General features: G+C 71.8%; 22 protein-coding genes. 8 read left to right on the top strand and 14 right to left on the bottom strand.

From position 1 onward, the window contains the following. The first annotated feature begins 31 nt into the window (after nucleotides 1–31). Complete coding sequence (locus tag IQ251_RS03450; protein ID WP_193926932.1) at nucleotides 32–1,240, top strand: lycopene cyclase family protein; 1,209 nt, start codon at nucleotides 32–34, stop codon at nucleotides 1,238–1,240. Nucleotides 1,241–1,418: 178 nt separating this feature from the next. After that, the gene (locus tag IQ251_RS03445; protein WP_193926931.1) at nucleotides 1,419–3,128 is read left to right on the top strand and encodes a GGDEF domain-containing protein; all 1,710 of its coding nucleotides are present in this window, start codon (nucleotides 1,419–1,421) and stop codon (nucleotides 3,126–3,128) included. Between the two features lie 27 nt (nucleotides 3,129–3,155). Here IQ251_RS03445 and IQ251_RS03440 read toward each other — a convergent pair whose 3' ends face one another. Genes IQ251_RS03440 through IQ251_RS03425 form a run of 4 tightly spaced genes read right to left on the bottom strand, consistent with a single transcriptional unit; the run spans nucleotide 3,156 to nucleotide 9,347 of the window. Continuing rightward, nucleotides 3,156–4,925, bottom strand: a complete 1,770-nt coding sequence (locus IQ251_RS03440; RefSeq protein ID WP_193926930.1) for an IucA/IucC family protein — start codon at nucleotides 4,923–4,925, stop codon at nucleotides 3,156–3,158. After that, the gene (locus IQ251_RS03435) at nucleotides 4,922–6,235 is read right to left on the bottom strand and encodes a lysine N(6)-hydroxylase/L-ornithine N(5)-oxygenase family protein (protein WP_193926929.1); all 1,314 of its coding nucleotides are present in this window, start codon (nucleotides 6,233–6,235) and stop codon (nucleotides 4,922–4,924) included. Before IQ251_RS03435 ends, IQ251_RS03440 begins: the two co-directional genes overlap by 4 nt. Beyond that, nucleotides 6,232–7,920 carry an IucA/IucC family protein gene (locus IQ251_RS03430; protein ID WP_193926928.1) on the bottom strand — a complete coding sequence of 563 codons (1,689 nt, stop codon included), beginning with the start codon at nucleotides 7,918–7,920 and terminating at the stop codon, nucleotides 6,232–6,234. The genes IQ251_RS03435 and IQ251_RS03430 overlap by 4 nt, the downstream gene beginning before the upstream one ends. Continuing rightward, nucleotides 7,917–9,347, bottom strand: a complete 1,431-nt coding sequence (locus tag IQ251_RS03425) for a pyridoxal phosphate-dependent decarboxylase family protein (RefSeq protein ID WP_193926927.1) — start codon at nucleotides 9,345–9,347, stop codon at nucleotides 7,917–7,919. The genes IQ251_RS03430 and IQ251_RS03425 overlap by 4 nt, the downstream gene beginning before the upstream one ends. 424 nt (nucleotides 9,348–9,771) lie before the next feature. On the opposite strand from IQ251_RS03425, the gene IQ251_RS03420 reads away from it, so the two are divergent. Next, a complete protein-coding gene (locus IQ251_RS03420) occupies nucleotides 9,772–10,713 on the top strand; it encodes an ABC transporter substrate-binding protein (RefSeq protein WP_193926926.1) in 942 nt (313 codons plus the stop codon). Between the two features lie 299 nt (nucleotides 10,714–11,012). On the opposite strand, the gene IQ251_RS03415 is transcribed toward IQ251_RS03420, so the two are convergent. The 7 genes from IQ251_RS03415 to IQ251_RS03385 are packed head-to-tail and all read right to left on the bottom strand — an operon-like array spanning nucleotide 11,013 to nucleotide 17,521. Then, nucleotides 11,013–11,432: a metal-sulfur cluster assembly factor gene (locus IQ251_RS03415; RefSeq protein ID WP_193926925.1), complete on the bottom strand. Its 420-nt coding sequence runs from the start codon at nucleotides 11,430–11,432 to the stop codon at nucleotides 11,013–11,015. Further along, on the bottom strand, nucleotides 11,429–11,890 hold the full coding sequence (gene sufU, locus IQ251_RS03410) for a Fe-S cluster assembly sulfur transfer protein SufU (protein ID WP_193926924.1): 462 nt from the start codon (nucleotides 11,888–11,890) through the stop codon (nucleotides 11,429–11,431). The genes IQ251_RS03415 and sufU overlap by 4 nt, the downstream gene beginning before the upstream one ends. A 25-nt stretch (nucleotides 11,891–11,915) precedes the next feature. Next, nucleotides 11,916–13,235: a cysteine desulfurase gene (locus IQ251_RS03405; protein ID WP_193926923.1), complete on the bottom strand. Its 1,320-nt coding sequence runs from the start codon at nucleotides 13,233–13,235 to the stop codon at nucleotides 11,916–11,918. Beyond that, complete coding sequence (sufC, locus tag IQ251_RS03400; protein WP_193926922.1) at nucleotides 13,232–14,005, bottom strand: Fe-S cluster assembly ATPase SufC; 774 nt, start codon at nucleotides 14,003–14,005, stop codon at nucleotides 13,232–13,234. The genes IQ251_RS03405 and sufC overlap by 4 nt, the downstream gene beginning before the upstream one ends. Nucleotides 14,006–14,061: 56 nt before the next feature. Beyond that, on the bottom strand, nucleotides 14,062–15,240 hold the full coding sequence (gene sufD / locus IQ251_RS03395; RefSeq protein ID WP_193926921.1) for a Fe-S cluster assembly protein SufD: 1,179 nt from the start codon (nucleotides 15,238–15,240) through the stop codon (nucleotides 14,062–14,064). Then, nucleotides 15,240–16,703: a Fe-S cluster assembly protein SufB gene (gene sufB / locus IQ251_RS03390; protein WP_193926920.1), complete on the bottom strand. Its 1,464-nt coding sequence runs from the start codon at nucleotides 16,701–16,703 to the stop codon at nucleotides 15,240–15,242. Before sufB ends, sufD begins: the two co-directional genes overlap by 1 nt. 14 nt (nucleotides 16,704–16,717) lie before the next feature. After that, nucleotides 16,718–17,521 (bottom strand): helix-turn-helix transcriptional regulator, encoded by an 804-nt coding sequence (locus IQ251_RS03385; protein ID WP_193926919.1) that lies wholly within the window; start codon nucleotides 17,519–17,521, stop codon nucleotides 16,718–16,720. An 84-nt stretch (nucleotides 17,522–17,605) separates the two neighbouring features. Here IQ251_RS03385 and mptB point away from each other — a divergent pair, with 84 nt between their 5' ends. The 5 genes from mptB (at nucleotide 17,606) to IQ251_RS03360 (ending at nucleotide 22,904) form a co-directional block, all read left to right on the top strand. Then, a complete protein-coding gene (mptB, locus tag IQ251_RS03380) occupies nucleotides 17,606–19,207 on the top strand; it encodes a polyprenol phosphomannose-dependent alpha 1,6 mannosyltransferase MptB (protein WP_370591175.1) in 1,602 nt (533 codons plus the stop codon). Between the two features lie 11 nt (nucleotides 19,208–19,218). Further along, a complete protein-coding gene (locus IQ251_RS03375) occupies nucleotides 19,219–20,154 on the top strand; it encodes an ABC transporter ATP-binding protein (RefSeq protein ID WP_193926917.1) in 936 nt (311 codons plus the stop codon). 86 nt (nucleotides 20,155–20,240) lie between these two features. Continuing rightward, complete coding sequence (locus IQ251_RS03370; protein ID WP_193926978.1) at nucleotides 20,241–20,957, top strand: ABC transporter permease; 717 nt, start codon at nucleotides 20,241–20,243, stop codon at nucleotides 20,955–20,957. Nucleotides 20,958–21,007: 50 nt separating this feature from the next. Beyond that, the gene (locus tag IQ251_RS03365) at nucleotides 21,008–21,877 is read left to right on the top strand and encodes an SCO6745 family protein (RefSeq protein ID WP_193926916.1); all 870 of its coding nucleotides are present in this window, start codon (nucleotides 21,008–21,010) and stop codon (nucleotides 21,875–21,877) included. Nucleotides 21,878–21,938: 61 nt separating this feature from the next. Next, nucleotides 21,939–22,904: a COX15/CtaA family protein gene (locus IQ251_RS03360; protein ID WP_370591174.1), complete on the top strand. Its 966-nt coding sequence runs from the start codon at nucleotides 21,939–21,941 to the stop codon at nucleotides 22,902–22,904. 12 nt (nucleotides 22,905–22,916) lie between these two features. Here the strand turns inward: IQ251_RS03360 and IQ251_RS03355 are convergent, their stop codons facing one another. The 3 genes from IQ251_RS03355 to IQ251_RS03345 all read right to left on the bottom strand — a co-directional run bounded on the left by IQ251_RS03355 (nucleotide 22,917) and on the right by IQ251_RS03345 (nucleotide 24,671). Continuing rightward, nucleotides 22,917–23,411, bottom strand: coding sequence for a GbsR/MarR family transcriptional regulator (locus tag IQ251_RS03355; protein ID WP_193926915.1), 495 nt, complete (start codon nucleotides 23,409–23,411; stop codon nucleotides 22,917–22,919). A 79-nt stretch (nucleotides 23,412–23,490) separates the two neighbouring features. Further along, complete coding sequence (locus tag IQ251_RS03350; protein ID WP_193926914.1) at nucleotides 23,491–24,357, bottom strand: DcsG N-terminal domain-containing protein; 867 nt, start codon at nucleotides 24,355–24,357, stop codon at nucleotides 23,491–23,493. Beyond that, a complete protein-coding gene (locus tag IQ251_RS03345) occupies nucleotides 24,354–24,671 on the bottom strand; it encodes a hypothetical protein (protein WP_193926913.1) in 318 nt (105 codons plus the stop codon). The genes IQ251_RS03350 and IQ251_RS03345 overlap by 4 nt, the downstream gene beginning before the upstream one ends. Nucleotides 24,672–24,732 lie beyond the last annotated feature (61 nt).

Below are 24,732 nucleotides of genomic sequence, written 5' to 3'. Positions count from 1 at the left end.
CCCTGCCCGGCAGCAGCCGGCGGGTGGTCTGATGGCGGGCGTGGTGGATGTCCTCGTCGTCGGCTCCGGGCCCGCCGGCCGGGCTGCCGCCGCGGCGTGCAGCGATGCCGGGCTGCGCACCGGCGTCATCGATCCCGCGCCGCGCCGCGGTTGGCCGCAGACCTACGCGGCCTGGCGCGACGAGCTGCCCGCACTGCCGGGCGATGCGCTGGCCGCGACCGCACCGCAGGTCCTGGTGCGCGGTACCGGCTGGCACGGGTGGCACCGCACCTACGCGGTGTTGGACAACACCCGGCTCTGGCAGCACCTGTGGCGCGCGGACGTGACCGAGATCACCGGTCGCGCCGTCGGCGTCGAGCACGGGCCGACCGGGTCGACCGTCGTCCTGCGCGACGGGCGCCGACTGGCCGCCGCCGTGGTCGTGGACGCGTCCGGCTCCTCGCGCGCGCTGCTGGGCGGGCGCCCCGCCCGCACCGCCGCCGAGCAGACCGCGGTCGGCGCGGTCCTGGACGCGCGGGACGCTGGTGAGCTGTGCCCGGCGGGTTCCGCGGTGTTCATGGACTGGCAGCAGGCACCGCACACCCGCGGCGGCTGGCCCAGCTTCCGGTACACGGTGCCGCTCGGCGGCGGCCGAGTGCTGGTCGAGGAGACCTCGCTGGTGCGCCGCCCCGGACTACCGCTGGCCCAGCTGCGCAGGCGGTTGACCGATCGGCTCGCCGAGCACGGCGCGCTCCCGGACGCGCGGCTGCGCGAGGAGCGGGTGCGCTTCCCGGTGGACGACCCGCTGCCCGCCGCCGGCCGGGTGATCGCCTTCGGTGCGGCGGGCGGGTTCGTGCACCCGGCGACCGGGTTCAGCGTGGCCGCGTCGCTGCGCAGCGCCCCGTGGTTGGCGGCGGCGATCAGCGCGGGCCTGGCCGGTGGCCCCTCCGCCGCGGTCCGGGCCGCCCGGCAGGTGCTGTGGCCGCCGCGCGCGCTGAGCGGACGACTGCTGCACCGGCGGGCGCTGCACGCGCTGCTGGGACTGCCCGGTGCGGAAGTCCCGGAGTTCTTCGAGTTGTTCTTCGGGCTGCCGCGGCGCCACCGGGAGGGGTTCCTGTCCTGGCCGGGCGACCCGCGGGTCACCGCGGCGGCGATGTCGGCGCTGTTCGCCCGCGCACCGTGGCGGCTGCGCCGCAGGTTGGCGGCCGGAACGGCCCTCCCCCGCGCGCGTCCCGCCGACCGCGGCCTGGGCGGGCACTGAACTACCCGCCGCGATCACCCGAGCGCGCGCCGTTGTGTCGCTGCACACAGCTGCACCGCTGAACCGGTGTTCTCCCCTGGTCAGGCGCGCTAGGTTGGGTCGAGGCAGATTCGCGTCCTCCGGATCGGGGAGGAACTGAGGATGTCGGTGGAGACGTGGTGAACGAGACCGGGGCGGCATGAGACCGGACGGCATCGACTCCGTGCCTGCGCTGCTGGACCAGGTCCGCTTCGACTTCCAACCGCTGGTCAACATCAACACGGGCGGCATCGTCGCGATCGAGGCGCTGGCCCGGCCCGCGGGTGCGCACGTGCGCGAGCTGTTCCGCGACGCGGCGCGGGAGCGCAGGCTGGCCGAGCTGGACGTCGAGCTGGCCGGCGCCGCGCTGACCGCGGCCGCCGAGCAGCAGGTCCGGCTGCCGCTGCACCTGAACGTGTTCGGCGGCACCGTCGCCCACGACCTGGACCGGCTGGAGGAGCTGCGCGACCGGCTGCACGCGACCGGACGACGCGCCCACGAGATCACCCTGGAGATCGGCCCGCCGTTCGCGCGGTTGGAGCAGGCCGACCTGCTGGCCGGGATCGACAAGCTGCGCGGGCACGGGTTCGGCATCGCGCTGGACGGGGTCGGCGAGGGCGATGTGCCACTGACCCTGGTGGCCGGGCTCGGCTCGACGACGGTCAAGCTGGACCGCAGCGTGGTGCGCGCGTTGCCGGACGACGGTTCGCGGCTGGCGGTGGTGGAGGCGGTGCGGCACCTGTGCGAAGCCACCGACAGCACCCTGGTCGCCGAAGGCGTGGACGGCGAGCGCCAGCTGACCGCCCTGCGGCGCAACGGTGTGCAGCTGGTGCAGGGCAACCTGCTGGCTCCGGCGACGACCCGGCCACCCGCATCGGTCAGCGTGCCGATCGCCACCGCCGAGGGCACGGACCCGCACATCCCGGCTCCCGGGGCGCTGGCCACCGGGCCGCGGGTGACCGAATTCCTGTCCGCGGCCACGACGCTGCCGGAGGACGTGCTCGCCGACGACGTGCGCGCCGTGCTGGCCGAACACCCGGAGGTCAGCGGCGTGGTGCTCGTCGACGAGGGCAGCAGGCCGCGCTGGACCATCGACCGCAACCGCTTCCTGCTGGCGGTGACCGGCCCGTACGGGCACGCGCTGCACGCCAAGCGCCCCGCGTCGCGGCTGGCCGACGAGCCGCGCGTCGTCACCACCGCCACCACGGCCATGGAGGCGCTGACCCTGGTCACCGGCGCCGCACCGGACCGGATGTACGACGACGCGATCGTGGTCGACGAGGCGGGACGCTGCCTGGGCGCGGTGCGCGCCAGCGATCTCATCCGCGGCCTGACCGAGCGCAAGGTGGAGGAGGCCGCGGCGCTGAACCCGCTCACCCGGCTTCCGGGCAGCGACGCCATCGCCCGCGACGTGGGCAGGCGCATCGCCGCCGAGGAGGTGTTCACGGTGAGCTGGCTGGACATCGACGGGTTCAAGACCGTTAACGACGTGGTGGGCTTCTCCGCGGGCGACGACCTGATCCGCTCCATCGGCCGCGGGCTCACCGATGTGGCCACCTCGCTGAGCTCGGTGCAGGTGGGCCACGTCGGCGGCGATGACTTCCTGCTGGTCGCCGATCCGGCCGAGCTGCAACCGCTGGCCGAGGCGGTGCTGGATCCGCAGCGCACCGCGGGCGGTGTGCAGGTCAGCCTCTCGCTGGCCACGCTGGTGTGCGGGCGCGGGTCGGTCAGCGGCTACGACGAGGTCTCGCGCAAGCTCGCCCCGCTGAAGAAGCGCGCGAAGTCGCTGGCCGGATCCAGCTGGGTGACGTCGCGGCCGGGAACCGACCAGGTCGACGTGCTGCGCGGAGCCGGCCAGGCCGGGGGCTGATCACGCAGCAGCCCCCGGCCGGCGGATTCAGCCGTGCAGCGGGTTGGGGATCGTGCCGTGCACCGCGGCGTGCGGGCGTTCCGCGCGGTCCCGGTAGGTATCCAGCAGCAGGCGGTTGCGGTTCAGGCACAACCGGTCGATCTCCGGCGTCATCAGGTCGAACATCCGGTACCGCTCGGCCAGTTCCGGGAACCGCTGCTGGTAGGCCTGCACCTCGTTGCGCACGAACGTCCAGAACGTGCTCTCCGGAACGCCGAGGTGCTGCTCGACCAGCGGGGCCAGGTAGCGGAAATGCCCCACGAACAGCCCGCTCTGGATGAACTGGCGCAGGAACTCCGGTGGTTCGCGCAGCAGCGCCGCGTCCACGTCGGCGGGCAGGTCGGCCAGTTCCGGCAGTTCGGCGGAGCTGATGTTCACGTCGTCGACGAAGTCCTTGACCGCCAGCCGGCACGGCGCCTCGTCGGAGTCGAAGACGACGATGGTGTTCTCGCCGTGCGGGGAGAACACCACGCCGTACCGGTACAGGAAGTGCAGCAGCGGCGGCAGCAGGGAGTGGAACAGGCGCTGCAGCCAGGTTTCCGCGTCCAGCCCGGACCGGCGCACGAGTTCGGCGACGAACGCCTCCCCCTCGTGGTCGACGTGCAGCAGCGAGGCCAGCGTGCGCGCCCGCTCACCGGCGGCGAGCTTGCCGTTGAGCGGCTCCCGCCAGATCGCGCCGAGCAGCTCGCGGTACTGGTAGGGGACGTTCTCCACCTCTTCGAGGACGTGGTGGCGCACGGTCACCGAAGCCACCTCGCCGAGCAGCACCGCGCGGCTCGCGCGCAGGAACGGGTCCGATTCGGCGATGCCGAGGATCCATCCGGTCACCGCCGGGGCGGCCGCGGTGCGCTCGGTCGGCAATCCGCGCCACACCAGGGTGTTGAGGATGGACAGCGGCAGCTTCACGAAGTGCCGCTCGGGGTTGTCGATGTTGCCGAAGGTACGGATGGACTGCTGCGCCAGGTACCGGTCCGGGCCTTCGCCGAGCGCGACGATGCGGCCCGCGGCGACGTCCGGTGCGAACAGCGGGAGCACCGTCTGGTCCCACTGCCACGGGTGCACGGGCATCCACAGGTACTCAGCCGGGTCCAGACCGCGGTCAGTGAGCACCTTCTCGAACCGCTCGTGGTGCTGCGGGTCCAGTTCCACCTTGAGCAGGGTGTCCTGGGCGGACCCCTTCACCGAGCGGTAGTCGGCCAGCGAGCGGTGCACCGCCATCCACGGCAGCCGGTGCTCGTTGCGGCCCTCCGGGGCGTGTTCGGCGGCGTCGGCGGCCGAGAAGCCGATCCGGCCCTTGTTCGGGATCAGCCACGGGTGGCCGGTCTGGTGGCCCTCCAGCTCGATGTAGGACAGCTCGGCGAGTTCCGCGCTGGTGCGGGATTCGGCCAGCAGCCGCACGTCCGCGTTGAGCGTGGCGGTCAGCTCCCGGACGAGGTGGCCCGCCGTCTCGCCCGAGATGCCCAGTCGGCGGTAGGCGTCCAGGAAGAACCGCAACGGGTCGTGCGCGGGGTGCTCACCGGTTGCGTCGGTGCGCAGGACGCTGTCCTGGTCGACCCGCCAGTCCAGGAAAGCCCCGCGGGTGGCCGAGAACGTGTACGAGATTCCGTCGGCGGCGTCGACCCGGTAGCGGCCGTCGCCGAGCAGCACGGGGTCCAGCAGCTGCTCGTAGGCCAGTTCGCCGAGCGACTTCGCCAGCAGCGCACGTCCGGCGCGCTGCCAGGTGCCGGGGTCGAGTTCCGGCGGTGCGGACAGGTTCATGGGCCACCTCGCTGGGGATCGGCGCCGAACGTGGTGAACGACGTGGTTCGGGGCAACTGGTAGATCTCGCTGCCGGTGAGCGAGTTGAGGATGCGCGCGGCGCGGTGGGCGCCGAGCCCGAGGTCGGGCGCGCCGACGCCGTGCGTGTGCATCTCCGCGTTCTGCACGTACAGCCGTCCGCCGACGCTGCTGTCCAGGGCGACCCGGTAGTCAGCGGAGACCTGGTAGCGGCCGTGCTCGTCGCGGTCGATGAGTCCGTCCAACGGGTCGAGGCAGTCCGGCTGCTCGGCGGCGTACCCGGTGGCCAGCACAACTCGGTCGGTGGTGACCGGGAATCCGCGGTCCTGCTCGACCTGGTGGCAGGACAGCGAGATCCCGTCGCGATCGCGCCGGGCTCCGGTCACCGCGACGTTGGGCATCAGCTCGGCGCCGGTGCGCGCGCCGCCGATGTTGCGGCGGTAGAGGCAGTCGTGGATCTCGGCCAGCACATCGGCACTGCTGGCCTTGTACAGCTGCCACTGGCGCGGGACCAACGAGTCCTTCGTGGACTGATCGAGCCCGTGGAAGTACTCGGTGTAGTCCGGGGTGAAGTGCTCCAGCCCGAGCTTGGAGTACTCCATCGGCGCGAACGCGGGCGACCGGGTCAACCAGCGCAGGTTCCAGCCGGTTTCCTCCTGCCGGCGCAGCAGGTCCAGGAACACCTCGGCGCCGGACTGCCCGGACCCGATGACGGTGATGTCCTCGGCCTCGCGCAACGATTCCCGCTTGTCCAGGTAGGACGACGCGTGGAAGACCTCCTTGCCCGCGACCTCGTCGAAGGCGGACGGGACGACCGGGGCGGTCCCCACGCCCAGCACGACGTCGCGGGCCAGCAACCGCTCACGCCGCGCCGTGCGGACGTGCTCGTACTCCACCTCGAACGCCTCGTGCGCGGCGTTCCACCCCACCGCAGCGACCCGGGTGCCGAACCGGCAGGACGGCAGGTTCTCGGCCACCCACCGGCAGTAGTGGCTGTACTCGCTGCGCGGGATGTGGAAGTCCTCGGCGAAGTAGAACGGGAACAGCCGGTCGTGCGCCTTGAGGTAGGCCAGGAAGGACCACGGGCTGGTCGGATCGGTCATGGTGACCAGATCGGCCAAGAACGGCACCTGCAGCGTCGTGCCCTCGATCAGCAGTCCGGGATGCCAGGAGAACTCCGAGTTCTCGTCCAGGAAGACCGCGTCGAAGCCCGGAACCCGGTCGCCGAGCGCGGCCAGCGAGAGGTTGAACGGTCCGATGCCCACGCCGACCAGATCGTGCACGGTCGTCATGGCTGCACCGCCTCGGCGAACGGGTTGGGGATGTCGCAGTACACCGACTGGGTCTCCAGCGGACCGACCAGTTCGTCGCGGCCGTCGGCGCGGGTCAGCAGGTTCGCCTTGCAGCGCAGCGTCACCGCACCGGCCAGCGTGCGAGCCAGCGGCAGGTCGGCGAACTCGCGCAGCCGCCCGGCCACCCGGGCCAGCAGCCGCCGCTCGTCGGCGAAGCCCTGCGCGCCCAACGCGCCGATGAGGCCGAGCAGGTTGTTGATGCCGATGTAGTAGCCGAGGCGCTCGTCGATGACGGCCTCGTCGACCACGTTGTCACCTTCGGTGCCCACGCCCGGCAGGAACCGGTGGAGCGCGGATGTGCGCTGCGCAGACAGGTAGTAGCCCTGGTTGTCCCGGTACCAGCCGCCGCTGGGCCAGCCCTGATCGTCGAGCACGACGAGGGTGTTCTGCTGGTGGGCCTCCAGACCGAGCCCGTACTCCCGGTACAGCCACAGCACGGGGGCGATCACCGCGTCGAAGTAGCGGTCACACCACTGCTCGGTGATCTCGCCGAGCCCGGCTCCGCTGTCCGCGGCCAGGCTGGTGAGGGCGGTGGCCAGCGGGGAGTTCTCCCGGTCGGGGCGCTCGGCCAGCAGCCCGGCCACGCACACCGCGCGGTCCGCGGCGCTGATCGGGTTGTCCCGCACCACCAGTTCGAGCCCGCCGTCCTCGGCGTCATCGACGTCCACCGCGAGCCACGCCGGATCGCGGACGATGCCGAATCCCGGGTGCTGCCGGGCGATCTCGTCCGCCAGACCGGCATCCAGCAGCCGGTCGATCTCGGCGCCGCGGCGCAGCTCCTTGCGCTGGTTCTCCCGCACCGAGTTGGTGATGGGCAGTCCCAGGGAGAACTTGAGCATGATGTCCGCGTCGGCGCGATAGACGGTGCGGATCGACGCCGTCGGCGACCACGGTTCGCCCGATGCGCCCAGGTCGTGCAGCAGCCCCGCGTCCAGCAGGCGGCGGATCCCCGGCCGAGAGCGGACCTCCCGGGCCTGCCAGGGGTGCGCGGGGATCGGGACGGTACCCGCCGGGACCGGCGGCGCATGCGGCGCCAACCGCTCGGCGGCACCGCCCTCCCCGGACAGCACCGACGTGTCGACCGCGAACCAGTGCAGCGCGAAACTCCCGCGCAGCTCGGGCGAATAGCGCCGCGCCTCCTCCGGGCCGAGTCCGGTGCGGCTCTTCGGCGCGGGGTGCAGCGGATGTCCGAGCAGCAGCGCCTGTTCGGCGGCCAAGAACGGTGTCGTTCCTGGCGGGTCGGCGGCGTGCTCGGTGCGCAGCCGGACGTGCTCGGCGATGCGCTGCTGCGAGTCGGCGACCCGTCCCACCAGGTCGGCCACCGCCGCCTGGTCCATCCCGCCGATCTCCAGCGCCAGCAGCGCGGCCATCCCGACGGCCCCCACCGGGGTCCCGGTGTGCAGCTGCGCGGGGCCGAAGCGGTGCTGCCCGGTCGGCGAGTGGTACAGCACCGGCACCCGGACCTGCACGCCCGAGGCGGCGAGGTCGAGTTCGAGCAGGTCGTCGCCGACGGGCAGCGCGTTCTCGCGCACCCAGCAGCGCAGCAGCGCGTCGGTGGAGGCGTTCTCGGCCGTGTCCACCGGACTGGCCACCGCGGACTGGTCGGTTTCCGGCTTGGTCGTCATCGCGTGGGTGTCTCCCGCTTTCCGGCTGCCACCACGTCGTCGAGCAGCAGGTCGATATCCCGCTCGTCCGCGTTCGGGTTGAGCAGGGTGAGTTTGAGGTACACGGCGCCGAATTCGGTGCGGCCGACCACGGCCTTGCCGTCGTGCAGCAACGCCCGGCGCAGCGCGGCGTTCACCTCGTCGGCGTCGCCGCGGTCGGGCGTGAAGCGGAACACCACGGTGCTCAGCACCGGGTGCTGCATCAGCTCCAGCTCCGGACGCTCTCGCACCTGCCGCGCGGCGTGCCCGGCGAGGTCGTGGCACCGGTCGACCATCCGGCCGAGCCCGGCGCGGCCGTACGCCTTGAGCGTCACGGCGATCTTGAACACGTCCGGCCGGCGGGTGGTGCGCAGCGAACGTCCCAGCAGACTGCGGTATCCGGCGCGTTCGTCGTCATCGGTGTTGAGGTAGGCGACCCGGCGCTCCACGGGCTCGAACAGCTCCGCGGTGCGGGTGAGCAGCACTCCCGCGGCCACCGGTTGCCAACCGAGCTTGTGCAGGTCCAGACCTGCCGAGTCCGCGCGGGGCAGGCCGCGCAGCAGCGGCGCGAGCCGTCGGCTGAACAGCGCTCCCCCGCCGTAGGCGGCGTCGACGTGCAGCCAGGTGCCGGTTTCGGCCGCCACATCGGCGACGTCGTCCAGCGGGTCGATGGCACCGAGGTCGGTGGTGCCCGCGGTGGCCACGATCGCGACCGGCGTTTCGCCGCGGGCCAGCGAGGCGGTGACCCGGTCGCGCAACGCCGCGGCGTCCATCCGGTGCCGGTCGTCCACGGGTACCGGGATCACCGCGTCCTCGCCGAGGCCGAGGATCCCGGCCGCGCGCTGCACGGAGAAGTGCGCCTCGGTGGAGCAGAAGAGGGTGGCGCCGCCCGGGCCGGGGTTGCCGGCCTGCTCGCGGGCCAGCAGCAGCGCGGTCAGGTTCGATTCGGTGCCGCCCGAGGTGACCTGTCCCGCGGCCACGTCCGGCCGGTAGCCGGCGAGTTCGGCGAGTTCGCGCAGCACCCGATCCTCCAGCACCGTCCCGGACGGCCCCTGGTCCCAGGAATCGAGCGAGGAGTTCACCGTGGCGGCAACGACTTCCGCGGCCACCGCCGCGGCCAGCGGCGGCGCGTGCAGGTGCGCGGCGCAGCGTGGGTCGGCCGGATCGGCGGCTCCGGCGGTGAGGGCGTGACCCAACGCGCCCAGCGCTACGCCGCCGCCCGCACCTTCCTCCGGAAGCAGCTCCCCCGTTGCGCCGATCAGCTCCTCGACGGCCCGCGGTCCGCCGGCAGGGAGCGGGCCGTCGCGCTCGACAGCACCCTTGCCGAGCGCGTCGAGGGCGGTTTCCAGCAGTGGTCGCAGCGATTCCGGACCTCGGGTGCTTCCCGCTAGCGACACGTCGGTGGGCACGTTGACATCACCTCGCCGGTTGGATGGCCGGGGTTCGAAGAGCGCCGCCCGGGTACGGACCCGGCGCGGCCAATGACGCGCCACCCGATCGGCGGCGGCACGGAAAGCCAGCAGATTTTAGGTATGCCTAACCTTCGTATCGGAACGCTAACCCGGGCCGCGGCGATCGAACAACACCCGAACTGCGCAACCCGGACCCTGGGCACCGACAAGATCCGCATTGCGCACCGGATTCCCGCGGGCCCGTGTGGCCGGTCACACCCTCATCGCCGACCGGGCAGGTTTACCTCGCAAAACTAACGGTCCACTGTGGACTCAGTCCTGGAAAAGCATTTCTCGCGGGAGATCCGCGCCCGGGTATTCCTCGCCGCCAACCAGAAGGTTAGGCTTGCCTGTCCCGCCACCGAGCTACCCGGGAACCACCATGCGCAACCCCAGCCGAGCTCTCGGCACCGTCATCGCCGTGCTGCTGCTCGGCCTGACCACCGCCTGCGCGGGGTCCGAGCCCGCCATCGAGCCACGCCCCGACGACCGCACCGTCACCCACGCGATGGGCGAAGCGCGCGTCCCGGCCGAACCGAAGCGCGTCGTGGTGCTGGACACCGGTGAGCTGGACGCCGTGCTGGCGCTCGGGATGGAACCGGTCGGCATGGTCCTGCCGGACGCGGCGCCGTCGCTGCCGGACTACCTCGGTGAACGAGTGCGCGACGTCCCGATCGTGGGCACGATCGGCAGTCCGAACCTGGAGAAGATCGCCACCCTGGAACCGGATCTCATCCTGTCCAGCAAAGTCCGCGACGGCGAGCGGTACGACATGCTCAGCGAACTCGCCCCCACGGTGTTCTCGGAAACGGTCGGCAAGACGTGGAAAGAGAACCTGCGGCTCAACGCGGAAGCGCTCGGCCGCGAGCAGCAGGCCCACGAGATCCTGGACCGCTACCAGCGCAAGGCGCGCGCACTCGGCGAACTCGTCGGCGATCCCGCGCAGACCCGGGTCAGCGCGGTGCGGTTCACCGCCGACGCCGACCGGCTGCGCCTCTACGACCGCGGCTCGTTCCTCGGCACCATCCTCGACGACGCCGGGTTCGCCCGGCCGGCCAACCAGCACGGCGAGGAGACGTTCGCAGAGGTCAGCCGGGAGAACATCGGCGAGGCCGACGGGGACCTGCTGTTCCACGGCGCCTACGGCGAAACCGGCGCCCAACAGCAGGACCGGATCACCGGGTCGCAGCAGTGGCAGACCCTGGACGCGGTGCGCAGCGGCAACGCCCACGAGGTCCCGGACGACCTGTGGTACCTCGGCCTCGGCCCCATCGCAGCCGACCGGGTCCTCGACGACATGCGCACCACCCTCGAAGCGAACTGATCCGCGGCCTGCTCCGCGCCGCTCGACGTGCCGCGAACCAGCTGGATTGTGATCGTGCCGCGTTCGCACGCGAGGGACGTGCTCGACCGCGGAGAAGCACCACAGCCCAGGGATCAACAGTCCGACGGTGACGGTCGTACCGCGGCCGTCGTCGTGTTCGCCCTGGTCGGTCTGCTCCTGCTTGGTGCCCGCCGTCGGGTACGTTCCAGAATCGCGACGAGGCGTGATCGCGGCCCGGAAGATGCGAAAGGCGGCCCTCCCCGTCGGGAAGACCGCCCCTGCGCCGGCGCGGAAGCGCCTCAGATCGTGAAGCCGAGCGCGCGCAGCTGCTCGCGCCCCTCCTCGGTGATCTTCTCCGGACCCCACGGGGGCATCCAGACCCAGTTGATGCGGAAGTCGTTGACGAGACCGCCGCTGGGCCCACTGGTCAACACCGAGCGGGTCTGGTCCTCGATGACATCGGTGAGCGGGCAGGCCGGCGAGGTCAGCGTCATGTCGACCGTCGCCGTGTTGTCCTGCTCCACCCGGATGTCGTAGACCAGCCCGAGATCGACGACGTTGATGCCCAGCTCCGGGTCGACCACGTCGCGCATGGCTTCCTCGACGTCGTCGAGCGCGGCGAGGCCGGAGGTGTCCGCCGGGGGTTCCGGCATGCCCTCGGCACCGCGCTGCACGCCGTCGGTGTCCGCCTTGTCCTGCACCGTAGTTTCGTCGCTCATGACGCTCCCACTTCGTCGACGACACGGGACACCCCGTCCTTGAAGGCCATCCACCCGAGCAGCGCGCACTTCACGCGCGCCGGGTACTTGGCCACACCGGCGAACGCGATGCCGTCCTCCAGCACGTCCTCGTCCGGGTCGACCTTGCCCCGGCCGTGCATCAGTTCATCGAACGCCGACTCGACGCGCAACGCCTCGGCGAGCGACTTGCCCACGACCAGGTCGGTCAGCACCGACACGGACGCCTGGCTGATCGAGCAGCCCTGTCCCTCGTAGGAGACGTCCTCGACGGTGGCGTCCAACCCGCTGCCGGTCAACCGCACGCGCAGGGTGATCTCGTCCCCGCACACCGGATTCACCTGGAAAGACTCGGCATCGTAGGGTTCCCGCAATCCGTGCAAGTGCGGATTGCGGTAGTGGTCCAGGATGATCTCCTGGTACATCTGCTCCAGCTGCATGCGGAAATTCTCCGGCCGTCCCCGATCAAGCCACTCCGAAGAAGCGCTGCGCCCTGCGCACCGCGTCCACCAACGCCTTGACCTCGTCCAGTTCGTTGTACAGGTAGAACGATGCCCGGATCGTCGCCGGGACGCCCATCCTCCGGTGCAGCGGCCAGGCGCAGTGGTGCCCGACGCGGACCTCCACGCCCTGGTCGTCCATCACCTGGCCCGCATCGTGCGGGTGCACGCCGTCGATGACGAACGAGACCGCACCGCCGCGGTTCTCGGTCCCGGCCGGCCCGACGATCCGCACGCCCTCGACCTGGCCGAGCTCGTGCAGCGCCAGCTCGGTCAACCGGTGCTCGTGCTCGGCGATCCGCTCCACGCCGACCACCGACAGGTAGTCCACGGCAGCACCGAGACCGACCGCCTGAGCGGTCATCGGCACACCCGCCTCGAACCGCTGCGGCGGTTCGGCGAACGTGGAGCGGTCGATGTGCACCATCTCGATCATCGAGCCGCCGGTGATGAACGGCGGCATCGCCGCGAGCAGCTCCCGGCGCCCGTAGAGCACGCCGACCCCGGACGGGCCGAGCATCTTGTGCCCGGAGAACACCGCGAAATCCACGCCCAGCGCCGCGAAGTCGACCGGCGCGTGCGGGACCGACTGGCAGGCGTCCAGCACGACCAGCGCACCGGCCCGGTGCGCCCGCTCCACCAGCGGCTGCACCTCGTTGACCGTGCCGAGCACGTTCGACTGGTGGGTCAGCGCCACCACCTTGGTCCGCTCGGTGATCAGATCGTCCACATCGGACAGATCCAGGCGGCCCTCGTCGGTGACGCCGAACCAGCGCAGCGTCGCACCCGTGCGCTCGCAGAGCTGCTGCCACGGAACGAGGTTCGCGTGGTGCTCCATCTCGGTGACCACGATCTCGTCACCCGGGCCGACGCGGAACCGCTCGGCCTGCTCCCCGGAGGTGGCGGCGTTGCTCATCGCGTACGCGACCAGGTTCACGCCCTCGGTGGCGTTCTTGGTGAACACCACCTCGTCGGAGGCCACCCCGACGAACCGGGCGATCCGCTCCCGCGCGCCCTCGTAGGCGTCCGTCGCCTCCTCGGCCAGCTGGTGGGCCCCGCGGTGCACGGCGGCGTTGGAGTTCTCCACGAAGGAGCGCTCCGCGTCGAGCACCTGGCGCGGACGCTGCGAAGTCGCACCGGAGTCCAAGTAGACCAGCGGACGCCCTTCCCGGATCGTGCGACCGAGGATCGGGAAATCGGCCCGGATGGCGGCCACGTCCAGCGGCGTGGCCGCTCCCCCGGCCGTCTGGCTCGCACCCGCGGTACGAGGAGGCTGAACGGTCATGACTGCGCGGCCGCCTCCTTCTTGCCGGTGAACCGCACGTAGCCCTTGTCCTCCAGCTCGTCGGCCAGCTCGGCACCGCCCGACTCGACGACCTTGCCGTCGGCGAACACGTGCACGTAGTCCGGCGAGATGTGCTTGAGGATCCGGGTGTAGTGCGTGATCAGCAGAACGCCCTTGTCGCCCTTGGCGGTGTACTTGTTGACGCCCTCGGACACGACGCGCAGCGCGTCGACGTCCAGACCGGAGTCGGTCTCGTCGAGGATCGCGAACTTCGGGTCCAGCAGGTCCAGCTGCAGGATCTCGTGCCGCTTCTTCTCCCCGCCGGAGAAGCCCTCGTTGACGCTGCGCTCGGCGAAGGACTGGTCGATGTCCAGGTCGGTCATCGCCTGCTTGACCTCCTTGACCCAGTGCCGCACCTGCGGGGCCTCGCCCCGCACCGAGGTGGCGGCGGTGCGCAGGAAGTTCGACATCGACACGCCGGGAACCTCGACCGGGTACTGCATCGCCAGGAACAGCCCGGCGCGCGCCCGCTCGTCGACGCTCATCTCCAGCACGTCCTCGCCGTCCAGCAGCACCGAGCCGGAGTCGATCTGGTACTTCGGGTGCCCGGCGATGGCGTAAGCCAGGGTCGACTTGCCGGAACCGTTCGGACCCATGATCGCGTGGGTCTCGCCGGAACCGATCGCCAGGTTCACGCCGTTGAGGATCGGCTTGGCGCCCTCATCGGTGAGCACCGAGCCGTGCAGGTCCTTGATCTCCAGGTTGGCCATTCTCGTTCGTCTCCTGGTGTGTGCGAAAGCTTGTGGGTCGCGCTGCAGCCGCGCCGTCAGGCGCCGACCACCGCGAGCTCGTCCTCGATGGCGGCCTCCAGCCGCTCGCGGACCTCGGGAACGGTGATCTTCTGCAGCAGCTCGCCGAAGAACCCGCGCACCACGAGGCGCCGGGCCTGATCCCGCGGGATGCCCCGGGCCTGCAGGTAGAACAGCTGCTCCTCGTCGAACCGGCCGGTGGCGCTGGCGTGCCCGGCGCCCTGGATCTCCCCGGTCTCGATCTCCAGGTTCGGCACCGAGTCGGCCCGCGCGCCCTCGGTCAGCACCAGGTTGCGGTTGAGCTCGTAGGTGTCGGTCCCCTCGGCCGCGGCCTGGATCAGCACGTCGCCGATCCACACCGCGTGCGCCGATTTGCCCTGCAGCGCGCCCTTGTACAGCACGTTGCTCCGGCAGTTGGCCACCGAGTGGTCCACCAGCATCCGGTGTTCCAGGTGCTGGCCCGCGTCGGCGAAGTACAACCCGAGCAGCTCGGCGTCGCCGCCCTTGTCGCCGTAGTTCACCGTGGTGTTGACCCGCACCAGGTCCCCGCCCAGCGTCACCGCCAGGTGCCGGAACGTGGCGTCCCGGCCGATCCCGGCGTGCTCCGAGCTGACCTGGGTGGCGTCGTCGGCCCAGTCGTGGATGGACACCACGGACAGCTTCGCGGAGTCGCCCACGACGAACTCGACGTTCTCGCCCAGCACACCGGAACCGCGGTAGTCGATCACCACGACCGCCTCGGCGAACTGCTCGGCGCGCACCTGCAGGTGCCCGTAGGCGACCTCGCCCGCGCCCGGGCCGTGCACGGTCAGCGTGATCGGGCCCTCCGGCCGGGTGTCGGCCGGGACCGTGACGATGTGCGCCTCGGTGAACGCGCTCCACGCCTGGGCGGCGATCCGGTCGGCGGGGACCCCGCCGGCACCGAGCCGCTCGTCGTCGCGGCCCACGGTCTCCACCTCGGCGCCGGAGGCCTCGACCCGCATGCTGCCGGTCGCCCGGGCGCTGCCGTCGTGCAGGCCGTGCAGCCGCTTCATCGGCGTGAAGCGCCAGTCCTCCTCGCGACCGCCCGGGACCTCGAACGCCTCCACGTCGTAGGAGCGGAAGCGCTCGCCCCGGGACGCCTGGGGGACCACGGCACCGTGGCTGTGCTCTTCCAGGCCGTGCTGGGGCTCGTCGGTCTTGGTGGTGCTCGTCATCAGCCGACGGCCCCTTCCATCTGCAGCTCGATCAGTCGGTTCAGTTCCAGCGCGTACTCCATGGGCAGTTCGCGGGCGATCGGCTCGACGAAGCCGCGAACGATCATGGCCATCGCCTCGTCCTCGGTCAGCCCGCGCTGCATCAGGTAGAACAGCTGGTCCTCGCTGACCTTGGAGACGGTCGCCTCGTGGCCCATGGACACGTCGTCGACGCGGATGTCGACGTAGGGGTATGTGTCCGACCTGCTGATCGTGTCGACCAGCAGTGCGTCGCACTTGACGTTCGACGAGGAGTGGTTGGCGCGCTTGGCCACCTTGACCAGGCCCCGGTAGGAGGTGCGGCCGCCGCCCCGGGCGATCGACTTGGAGACGATCGTCGACGAGGTGTGCGGAGCCATGTGCTCCATCTTGGCGCCCGCGTCCTGGTGCTGGTCCTCACCGGCGAACGCGACCGAGAGCACCTCGCCCTTGGCGTGCTCGCCCATCAGGAACACCGACGGGTACTTCATGGTCACCTTGGAACCGAGGTTGCCGTCGACCCACTCCATGGTGGCGCCTTCCTCGGCCTTGGCCCGCTTGGTGACCAGGTTGTAGACGTTGTTCGACCAGTTCTGGATGGTCGTGTAGCGGCAGCGGCCGCCCTTCTTCACGACGATCTCCACCACGGCGGAGTGCAGCGAGTCGCTGGAGTAGATCGGCGCGGTGCAGCCCTCGACGTAGTGCACGTAGGCACCCTCGTCGACCACGATCAGCGTCCGCTCGAACTGGCCCATGTTCTCGGTGTTGATCCGGAAGTAGGCCTGCAGCGGGATGTCCACGTGCACGCCCTTCGGCACGTAGATGAACGACCCGCCGGACCACACGGAGGTGTTCAGCGCGGAGAACTTGTTGTCCCCGGACGGGATCACCGACCCGAAGTACTCCTCGAACAGCTCCGGGTGCTCGCGCAGCCCGGTGTCGGTGTCCATGAAGATGACACCCTGCTCTTCGAGGTCCTCGCGGATCTGGTGGTAGACGACCTCGGACTCGTACTGCGCGGCCACGCCCGCGACCAGCCGCTGCTTCTCGGCTTCCGGGATGCCCAGCTTGTCGTAGGTCTTCTTGATGTCCTCCGGCAGGTCGTCCCAGGTCTGCGCCTGCTCCTCGGTGGACCGCACGAAGTACTTGATGTTGTCGAAATCGATGCCGGACAGGTCCGCGCCCCAGTGGGGCATCGGCTTGCGGTCGAACAGGCCGAGGGCCTTCAACCGCGCCTGCAGCATCCACTCCGGCTCGTCCTTCTTGGCGGAGATGTCGCGCACGACGCTCTCGTCCAAGCCGCGCCGGGCGCTCTGCCCAGCGACGTCCGGGTCAGCCCAGCCGTACTCGTAGCCGCCCAGGGTCGCCAGGGTCTCCTCCTGGCTGAGCTGCTCCGAGTCGTTCACCACCGTGGTGGGATTGCGCTGCTCCGCAGCGGCAGTCATACGGACTCCCTCCATCAGGAATCGCCAGCGGTCTCCTGCCGGTCCTTCGGGAGTGAACCGGCAGGGGTCTGGTTGTCTCTCGCGTCGTCGCCGTCCGGAACCGCGGTCCTCCACCGTGGCACGTGCGTCGTGCAGACCGCATCGCCGTTGGCGATCGTGGCCAGCCGTTGCACGTGCGTGCCGAGGACCTCTGCGAAGGCCGCGGTCTCGGCCTCGCACAGCTCCGGGAAGTCCGCGGCGACGTGCGCCACCGGACAATGGTGTTGGCAGAGCTGCTCGCCACTGCCGACGCTGCGCGTCGTTGCAGCGTAGCCCTCCCTGGTGAGTGCGTCGGCCAGCGCCTCCGCACGCTCGGTCGGGTTTCCGCCGCGCCCGGCGGCCGCCTCGCGGAGTCCGGCCACCAGGGTGGCCATCCGCCGCTCGGCGAACTCGCGCACGGCGTGCTCGCCTTCGTGCTCGGCGATGAACCGCAGCGCGGCCGCCGCCAGATCGTCGTAGGCGTGCCCGAACCGCGCACGGCCGACCTCGGTGAGCAGGAACAGCTTCGCGGGCCGACCGCGACCCCGCCGACCGCGCGGGGACGACTCCCTGGTGCAGACCTCGCCCTCGGACACCAGAGCGTCCAGGTGCCTGCGCACCGCGGCGGGGCTCAACCCCAGTTCGTCGGCCACCGCCGCAGCGGTGACCGGCCCCCGTTCCAACAGCAACCGGGCGACCGCGTGCCGGGTACGTCCGTCACCCGCGGACGACGCGCCCGGCTGGGCCGCGGGGCCCAACTCGGCCGCGGCGGCCCGGGAAGACGATCCGGCGTTTTTCACAACATGAATGTTACCTATTTCGACAAGAGGTGCCAGAGCGCGGCCCGACCAGGTGATCTGACTCACCGGTTACGCTTCGTCATCGTGGCGGCAGGCGAAACGACCCGCGGGGAGCAGAGCGACCCGACCCGCGGTGACGAGCGGACGACGAGGACCGGCGAGCACGGCGCGGCGGACCCGGGCCCCCTGGACCGGGCCGAACGGCGCCAGCTCGACGTGGTGCGCCGATTCGGCACCACCGGCTCGCTGATCCTGGCGGTGGGCGCGATCGGCGCCGGCGCCGCCCCGGTCAGCAACCCGGTGGCCGGGGTCCGGCTGCTCGGCGTCCCGGTGCGCATGCCGACCGTGGCCATGGCCTGCGCCTGGCTCGGGATGATGATGCTGGTCATGGCCTGGCTCTGGCTGGGCAAGCTGTGCTGGCCGCGGCGGGCCCGCACCGCCACGGTCACCCAGCTGGTGCGCACCCTGGTCATGTGGTCGCTGCCGCTGGCCGTGGCGCCCCCGCTGTTCAGCACCGACATGTACGGCTACCTCGCGCAGAGCGAGGTAGCCGCCCGCGGCTTCGACCCGTACGTGCTCGGCTCGGCCGCGGCACTGGGCGTGGACCACCCGTTCACCAGCAACGTGCCCAACATCTGGCGGGACACCCCGTCGCCGTACGGACCGCTGTTCCTGATGTTCGGCCAGCTCATCTCGCGCATCGTCGGCGACGACGTGGTTTTCGGGGTGCTGGTGTGGCGCGTGGTGATGCTGCTGGGCCTGGGCCTGGCGATCTGGGCCGTGCCGCGCCTGGCGCGGCGCTGCGGGGTGCACCCCACCGCGGCAATGTGGCTCGGGATCCTCAACCCCGTGGTGCTGTTCCACGTGGTCAGCGGCATGCACAACGAGGCGCTGATGGCGGGCATCATGCTGGCCGCGATCGAGTTCGGCCTGCGCAAGCCCGGGGTGGTCGGCCTGATCGTCACCGGCGTGCTGCTCACCATCGCCGGTGCGATCAAACCGCCCGGATTCGTCGCGCTGGGCTTCTTCGGCATCGCCGTCGTGCTGCGCCGGGGCGGCCGGTTCCGCGACCTGTTCGCGGTCGCCGCGCAGCTGCTGGCCGTGTTCCTCGCCACCATGGCGGTGATCACGCTCGCCTCCGGCTGGGGCCTGGGCTGGATCGAGACCTTCGACGTGCCCAACCGGGTCAAGACGTTCATGGCCCCGCTGACCGCCCTCGGCATGACCGGCGGCGGGATCAGCACCGTGCTGGGCCTGGGCAACCACACGGACGCGATGCTGGCCATCACCAAGGTCATCGGCTACCTGCTCACCGCGGGCGTGTGCCTGCGCATGCTGTGGCTGTCGTTCCGCGGGCGGCTGGAACCGCTGGCCGGACTGGGCATCACCCTGGGCGTGCTGGCCGTCGCCGTGCCGGTGCTGTGGCCCTGGTACCTGGTGTGGTCGGTGATCCCGCTGGCGCTGGCCACCAACGACAACCGCTTCCGGATCACCGCGATGGTGGTCTCGGCCGCGGTGTCACTGCTGGTCCCGCCCACCGGCGCCGGCTACGTCCTGCGCGCCTACCAGATCCCGCTGGCCGTCACCGCTGCGCTGATCGCCTTCGCCGTCGTGGTGCTCCTGGTGCGCCGCAAGGTGCCCTGGCCCACACCGGCCCGCGACCGCGTGCTCCCGGCCACGTCATAGGCTGGTAAGTCGTGAGCATCGGGGATAGTCCAGCCCTCCGGATCCGCGGGCTGCACAAGCGGTTCGGCGACCACGTCGCCGTGTCCGGTCTCGACCTGGACATGCCGCGCGGCGCGGTGCTGGCGCTGCTCGGTCCGAACGGGGCGGGCAAGACCACCACCGCGGAGATCTGCGAGGGCTTCCAGCGCGCCGACGAGGGCGAAGTGCGGGTGCTCGGGCTGGACCCGGTGGCCGACGCCGAGCGGCTGCGCCCGCGGGTCGGCGTGATGCCGCAGGGCGGCGGCGCCTACCCGGGCGTGCACGCCGATGAGATGCTCGACCTGGTCGCCGCGTGCGCCGCCGATCCGCTCGACCCGTCCTGGCTGCTCGACGTGCTCGGGCTCTCCGGCGCGCGCCGCACCTCCTACAAACGGCTGTCCGGCGGCCAGCAGCAGCGGCTGTCCCTGGCATGCGCGCTGGTCGGCCGCCCGGAACTGGTGTTCCTGGACGAACCCACCGCCGGGATGGATCCGCAGGCGCGCCGCCTGGTCTGGGAACTCGTCGGCGCGCTGCGCCGCGACGGGGTGAGCGTGCTGCTGACCACGCACCTCATGGACGAGGCCGAAGCACTGGCCGACCGGGTGCTGATCATCGACCGCGGGCGCGCGGTCGCCGACGGCAGCGCCGGCGAGCTCACCGAGCCGGAGGACGGCAAGCAGGAGCTACGCTTCCGGTCCCAGCCCGCGCTGAACCTGGAGCTGCTGCTGGCGGCCCTGCCGGAGGAATGCCAGGCCGACGAACTGCGGCCCGGCGACTACGTGGTGCGCGGCGTGGTCGACCCGCAGGTCGTGTCCACGGTGACCGCCTGGTGCGCCCAGCACGGCGTCCTGGCCCACGAGCTGCGGGTCAGCCGCCGCAGCCTGGAGGACGTCTTCCTCGAACTGACCGGACGGGAGCTGCGCCAGTGAGCGCCGAACCGGAAACCACCGACCAGGTCGGCCGCTTCCCCGCGGGGACCTTCAGGCCTTCGCCCGGCCGCGGTCGACCGCTGCGCATGCTCGCGGCCCAGACCCGGCTCGAAGCGCTGATGACCCTGCGGCACAGCGAGCAGGCCCTGCTGACGCTGATCATCCCGCTGGCGCTGCTGGTCGGGCTGACCACGTTGGACATCGGGGAGCTGCCCGAACCCCGGGTCGACTCGGTGCTGCCGCGCATCCTGGCGCTGGCGGTGATGTCGGCCGCCTTCACCGGGCAGGCGATCGCGCTGGGCTTCGACCGCCGCTACGGCGTGCTCAAGCGCCTGTCGGCCACCGCGCTGCCGCGGTGGACGCTGGTGTCCGGCCGGGTGCTGGCGGCGCTGATCGTCGTGGCGCTGCAGGCGGTGGTGCTGGGGGTGACCGCGGCACTGCTGGGCTGGTCGCCCGCCCCGCTGGGCGTGCTGGGAGCCGTCCCGCTGCTGGTGCTGGGCACGCTGGCCTTCGGCGCCGCCGGGGTGCTCGTCGGCGGCGCGCTCCGCGCCGAGATCGTGCTGGGCCTGGCCAACGCCATCTGGTTCGTGCTGCTGCTGGCCGGCGGGCTCGCGCTGCCGGTCGCCGACCTGCCCGGACCGGTCGGTGCCGTCGCCACCTACCTGCCGTCCGGTGCGCTGGCCGAGGCGCTGGACGCGGTGCTGGTGCACGGCGCGGCGCCGGGTGTGCAGCCCGTCGCGGTGCTGGTGTGCTGGGGAGCCGCCCTGGGCGCCCTGGCCTCGCGGACCACGCGGCTGAGCTGATCCGCCGCGACACATATCCATCACCCGTCCGCGGGAATAGGGTGCCGGGCATGACCGACACAGCGCCGAGCACGAGCGAGACCGCACGCCGCGCCGCCCAGTCCCTGGAACTCCTGCACGCCTTCATCTACTTCGCCCCCGAGGCCGAGGAACGGTTCGCCGCGCTCGGGCTCGACCGCGGCCGGATGGCCTACTACGCGGGCCGCGCAGCCCCGATGGGGGCGGTGTCGGCAGGCGTGGTCGCGGCCACCTTCTACAACTTCAACCCCGAGTCGGTGGCGCGCAGCATCCCGCGGGCCTGGTCCATCGCCGCTCCGCAGGACATCGTCGAAGCCCGGCTGCAGGCCGCCGACGAGGCGCTGCGCCGGATGCTCGGCGACGAGACCGCCACCTCCGCCGAGGTCGCGGCCACCGCCGAGCTCGCCGCCGAGGCCGCCGCCGCCTGCGACCCGGCGGGCAAACCGCTGCACGCCGGGCACGCCGACCTGCCCTGGCCGCAGGAACCGCACCTGAAGCTGTGGCACGCGGCGACCCTGCTGCGCGAGTTCCGCGGTGACGCGCACATCGCCGCGCTGCAGGACGCCGAGCTGTCCGGGCTGCAGGCGCTGGTGCTGCACAGCGCGAGCGGGCAGGGCTTCAAGCAGTCCGCGGCCCGGTCGCTGCGCGAGTGGAGCCAGCAGCAGTGGGCGGCCGCCGAGGGCGAGCTGCGCGAGCGCGACCTGCTGGATGCCGAGGGCGAGATCACCGCGGCCGGCACGAAGCTGCGCGAGGACGTGGAGAGCCGCACCGACGCGATGTCCGCAGCGCCGTGGCAGGTGCTGGGCGACCGGGTCGAGCAGCTCATCGACAGCGGCCGCGGACTGGTGCGCGCGCTGGCCAAGGCCGGCGCGGCACCGCGGGACCTGTTCGGGCGGGACTGACCCCGTCGATCCGGACAGCCCTGCGGTCGGCGGGGCCGGCGGGCCGCATACCATCGGTACCGTGCCGGCCTCGCTGATCTCCCGGATGTCCCACCCGTCCATGCGCGTGGTGCGCGTGCTCGCGCTGCTCGTCGTGATCGCCCAAGTGCTGATCTCGGTGACCGGTGCCACCGTGCGGGTCACCGGATCCGGGCTGGGCTGCCCGACCTGGCCGCAGTGCTTCCCGGGCAGCATGGTCCCGGTCGAGCACCCCGAGGTGGCCGCACTGCACCAGGCGATCGAGTTCGGCAACCGGCTGCTGGCACCGGTCATCGGCGTGATCGCCCTGGCCTGCCTGCTCGCCGCCTGGCGCGCGCGCCCGTACCGGCCGCGGCTGGTCAAGCTGGCGCTGATCATGCCGGTAGGCGTGATCGTCCAGGCGGTCATCGGCGGGCTGACGGTCCTGGTGAACCTGGCGTGGTGGAGCGTGTCGGTGCACTTCATGGCATCGGCGCTACTCATCTGGCTGGCGACCGTGCTGTTCAAGGCCGCGGGCGAAGGCGACCGCGAGCCGGTGGACGTGGTGCCGCGCCCGATGCGCAGGCTGCTGGTGGCGCTGGTCGTGGTCACCGGCGCGATGCTGCTGGTGGGCACGCTGGTGACCGCCGCGGGCCCGCACGGCGGCGATCCGGACACCCCGCGACTCGGACTTCCGGTTCCGGGGCTGGTGCAGGCGCACGCGCTGCTGGTGATGGCCTACGTGCTGCTGCTGGCGGTGTTCGGCGCATGGCTGCGCAGCGCCCGACCGACCAAGGCGCTGCTGCGCACCTACGCGGCTGCGTGCGTGCTGGTGTTGGCACAGGGCACCATCGGCTCGGTCCAGTACTACCTGGGCGTGCCGGAGGCCATGGTGCTCGCGCACGTGCTGCTGTCCACCGTGGTGATCATCGTCACCGCGCTGCTGTGGTGCGAGTCGCGCAACCGGGGCCCGCTGCCCAGCGCCGAGGCCGACCGGCGGGACGCCGAACCGGTCGGCGCCTCGGGCTGAGCCTGCCGCGCGTCACAGCCGCAGCTGCGGCCGCCCTTCGCGCTCCCAGCGCCGCCACAGGTCCGGCATCTCGCCGGCCAACCACCGGTAGAACTCGTGCACGCTGCGCAGGCGGCGCGCCCGCTCGCCCTGCCCGCTGAACATGCGCAGGCCCTGCTCGGTGAGCTCTTCGAGCTGGGTGACCCGCTCCATCCGCTGGCGCACCAGCGCGGGCCACTTGTCCTCCTCCACCCGGTACAGCGCTGCCTCGCGCCCCTGCCTGGTGGTGCGCGAGACGACGCCCAGGCGCATCAGCAAGCGGACGTTGGTGCTGACCGAACCCGTGCTCGCGCTCAGCGCGTGCGAGAGCTCCGCGGCCGTGCGCTCCGGCGGATCGCAGACCAGCAGGAAGGCCAGAATCCGCCCGGCGATCAGCGGCATCCCTTCCGTGGCCTCGAAGTGGGCTGCCATCTGCTCGATCCACTCCGACATACCCGGCCGGTCGGTGCGCTGCAGGTAGTCGGTCACGCCGACCCCCGGAGATCAAGTTCGGTCATCGCTGAAAACGTAGACCACAACGCCGCGCTGCGCCAGCCGCGGGTGTGCGTCAGCGGCGGGCCAGCGCGGCGCGCACCGCCGAGGCGAACCGCAGCTGCGCGGCCGGACCGGTCTGCCGGAACCCCAGCGAGGGCTCGCTGAGCTCCAATTCCAGCAGCAGCGGCGCACCGTCCGCCCCGCGCACCAGATCGACTCGCGCGTAGAGGAGCTCGGCGCGGTCGATGCCGCGCAGCCCGGCCACGGCGTCCAGCGCGTCCTCGGCCGCCCGGCGCAGCGCCGCGTCCGGTTCGGCCGGTCGGAGGTGTTCACCGGTGCGGAACCCGGGCACCGGCGGCGCGAGCATCGGCGCCTTGGCGAACGCGTGCGAGTAGCTGCCGCCGAGGAACACCAGCGCCGTCTCGCCGGAGCGGTCGACATCGGCCTGGTAGGGCTGCAGCACCGCGTCCCCGGCGGCGTGCAGGTGATCGAGGTGCGCCCGAGCGGCGTCCAGCGCATCCGGCGCGAACCGGGCCGCTCCCCGCGCGCCCGCACCGACCGCGGGTTTGAGCACGAACTCCCGGTCGGGCCAGCTCGGCTGCCGCCCCACCTCGACCAGGCTGGTCGGCACCACCGGCACACCGGCGCCCGCGAGATCGGCCAGGTATCCCTTGTGCGTGTTCCAGCGCACCACGTCGGCCGGGTTGACCAGGGCAGGAATCCCGGAACACCAGTCCAGGAATTCCTCGCGGCGATGCGCGTAGTCCCAGGTGGAGCGCAGCACGACGAGGTCGGCCGCGGCGAACCCGGCCGACGCGTCGTCCCAGGGCGCCCACTCGGCCCGGATGCCGACCGCGGCCAGCGCGTCCGGCAGCGCCGTGTCGTCCCCGTTGGACTCCGGCAGTTCCGCGCAGCTGGCCAGCAGGACCTGCGCGCTCATCGGGCGCGCGGCCCGGCCATCTTCCGCCGGTGGGCCGCACCGATCTTGAGGTCGGCCACGGTCTCGGCATCCCAGTCGTGCGGGCTCAGCCCGTCGACGACCTCCACGATCGCCTCGCCGACCGCCGTGCTGGGCACCATGACGTCGCCCAGCGCACCGTCCGCACCGACCAGCACGAGCCGGGCACCCGTGCGTCCGAGGTTCTCCACGACCGCCCGCGCCGCACCGCCGTGCTCGCCGACGAACGCCTTCGCCGACTCCACGGCCTTGGCCGGTGCGGCGGTCTGCTGCTCCGAAGTCTGCTCCGCTGCCACACCGGGATCGTAGACGTCCGCACCGCAGCCACGTGACCGAGACGTGGCACACGCCTCGAAA

Origin of the sequence: Saccharopolyspora montiporae, assembly GCF_015209505.1 — a bacterium.
Classification (GTDB): Bacteria; Actinomycetota; Actinomycetes; order Mycobacteriales; family Pseudonocardiaceae; genus Saccharopolyspora; species Saccharopolyspora montiporae.
Note: the sequence above shows the minus strand (reverse complement) of the source record. Positions and strands in the feature narration are given on the sequence as shown.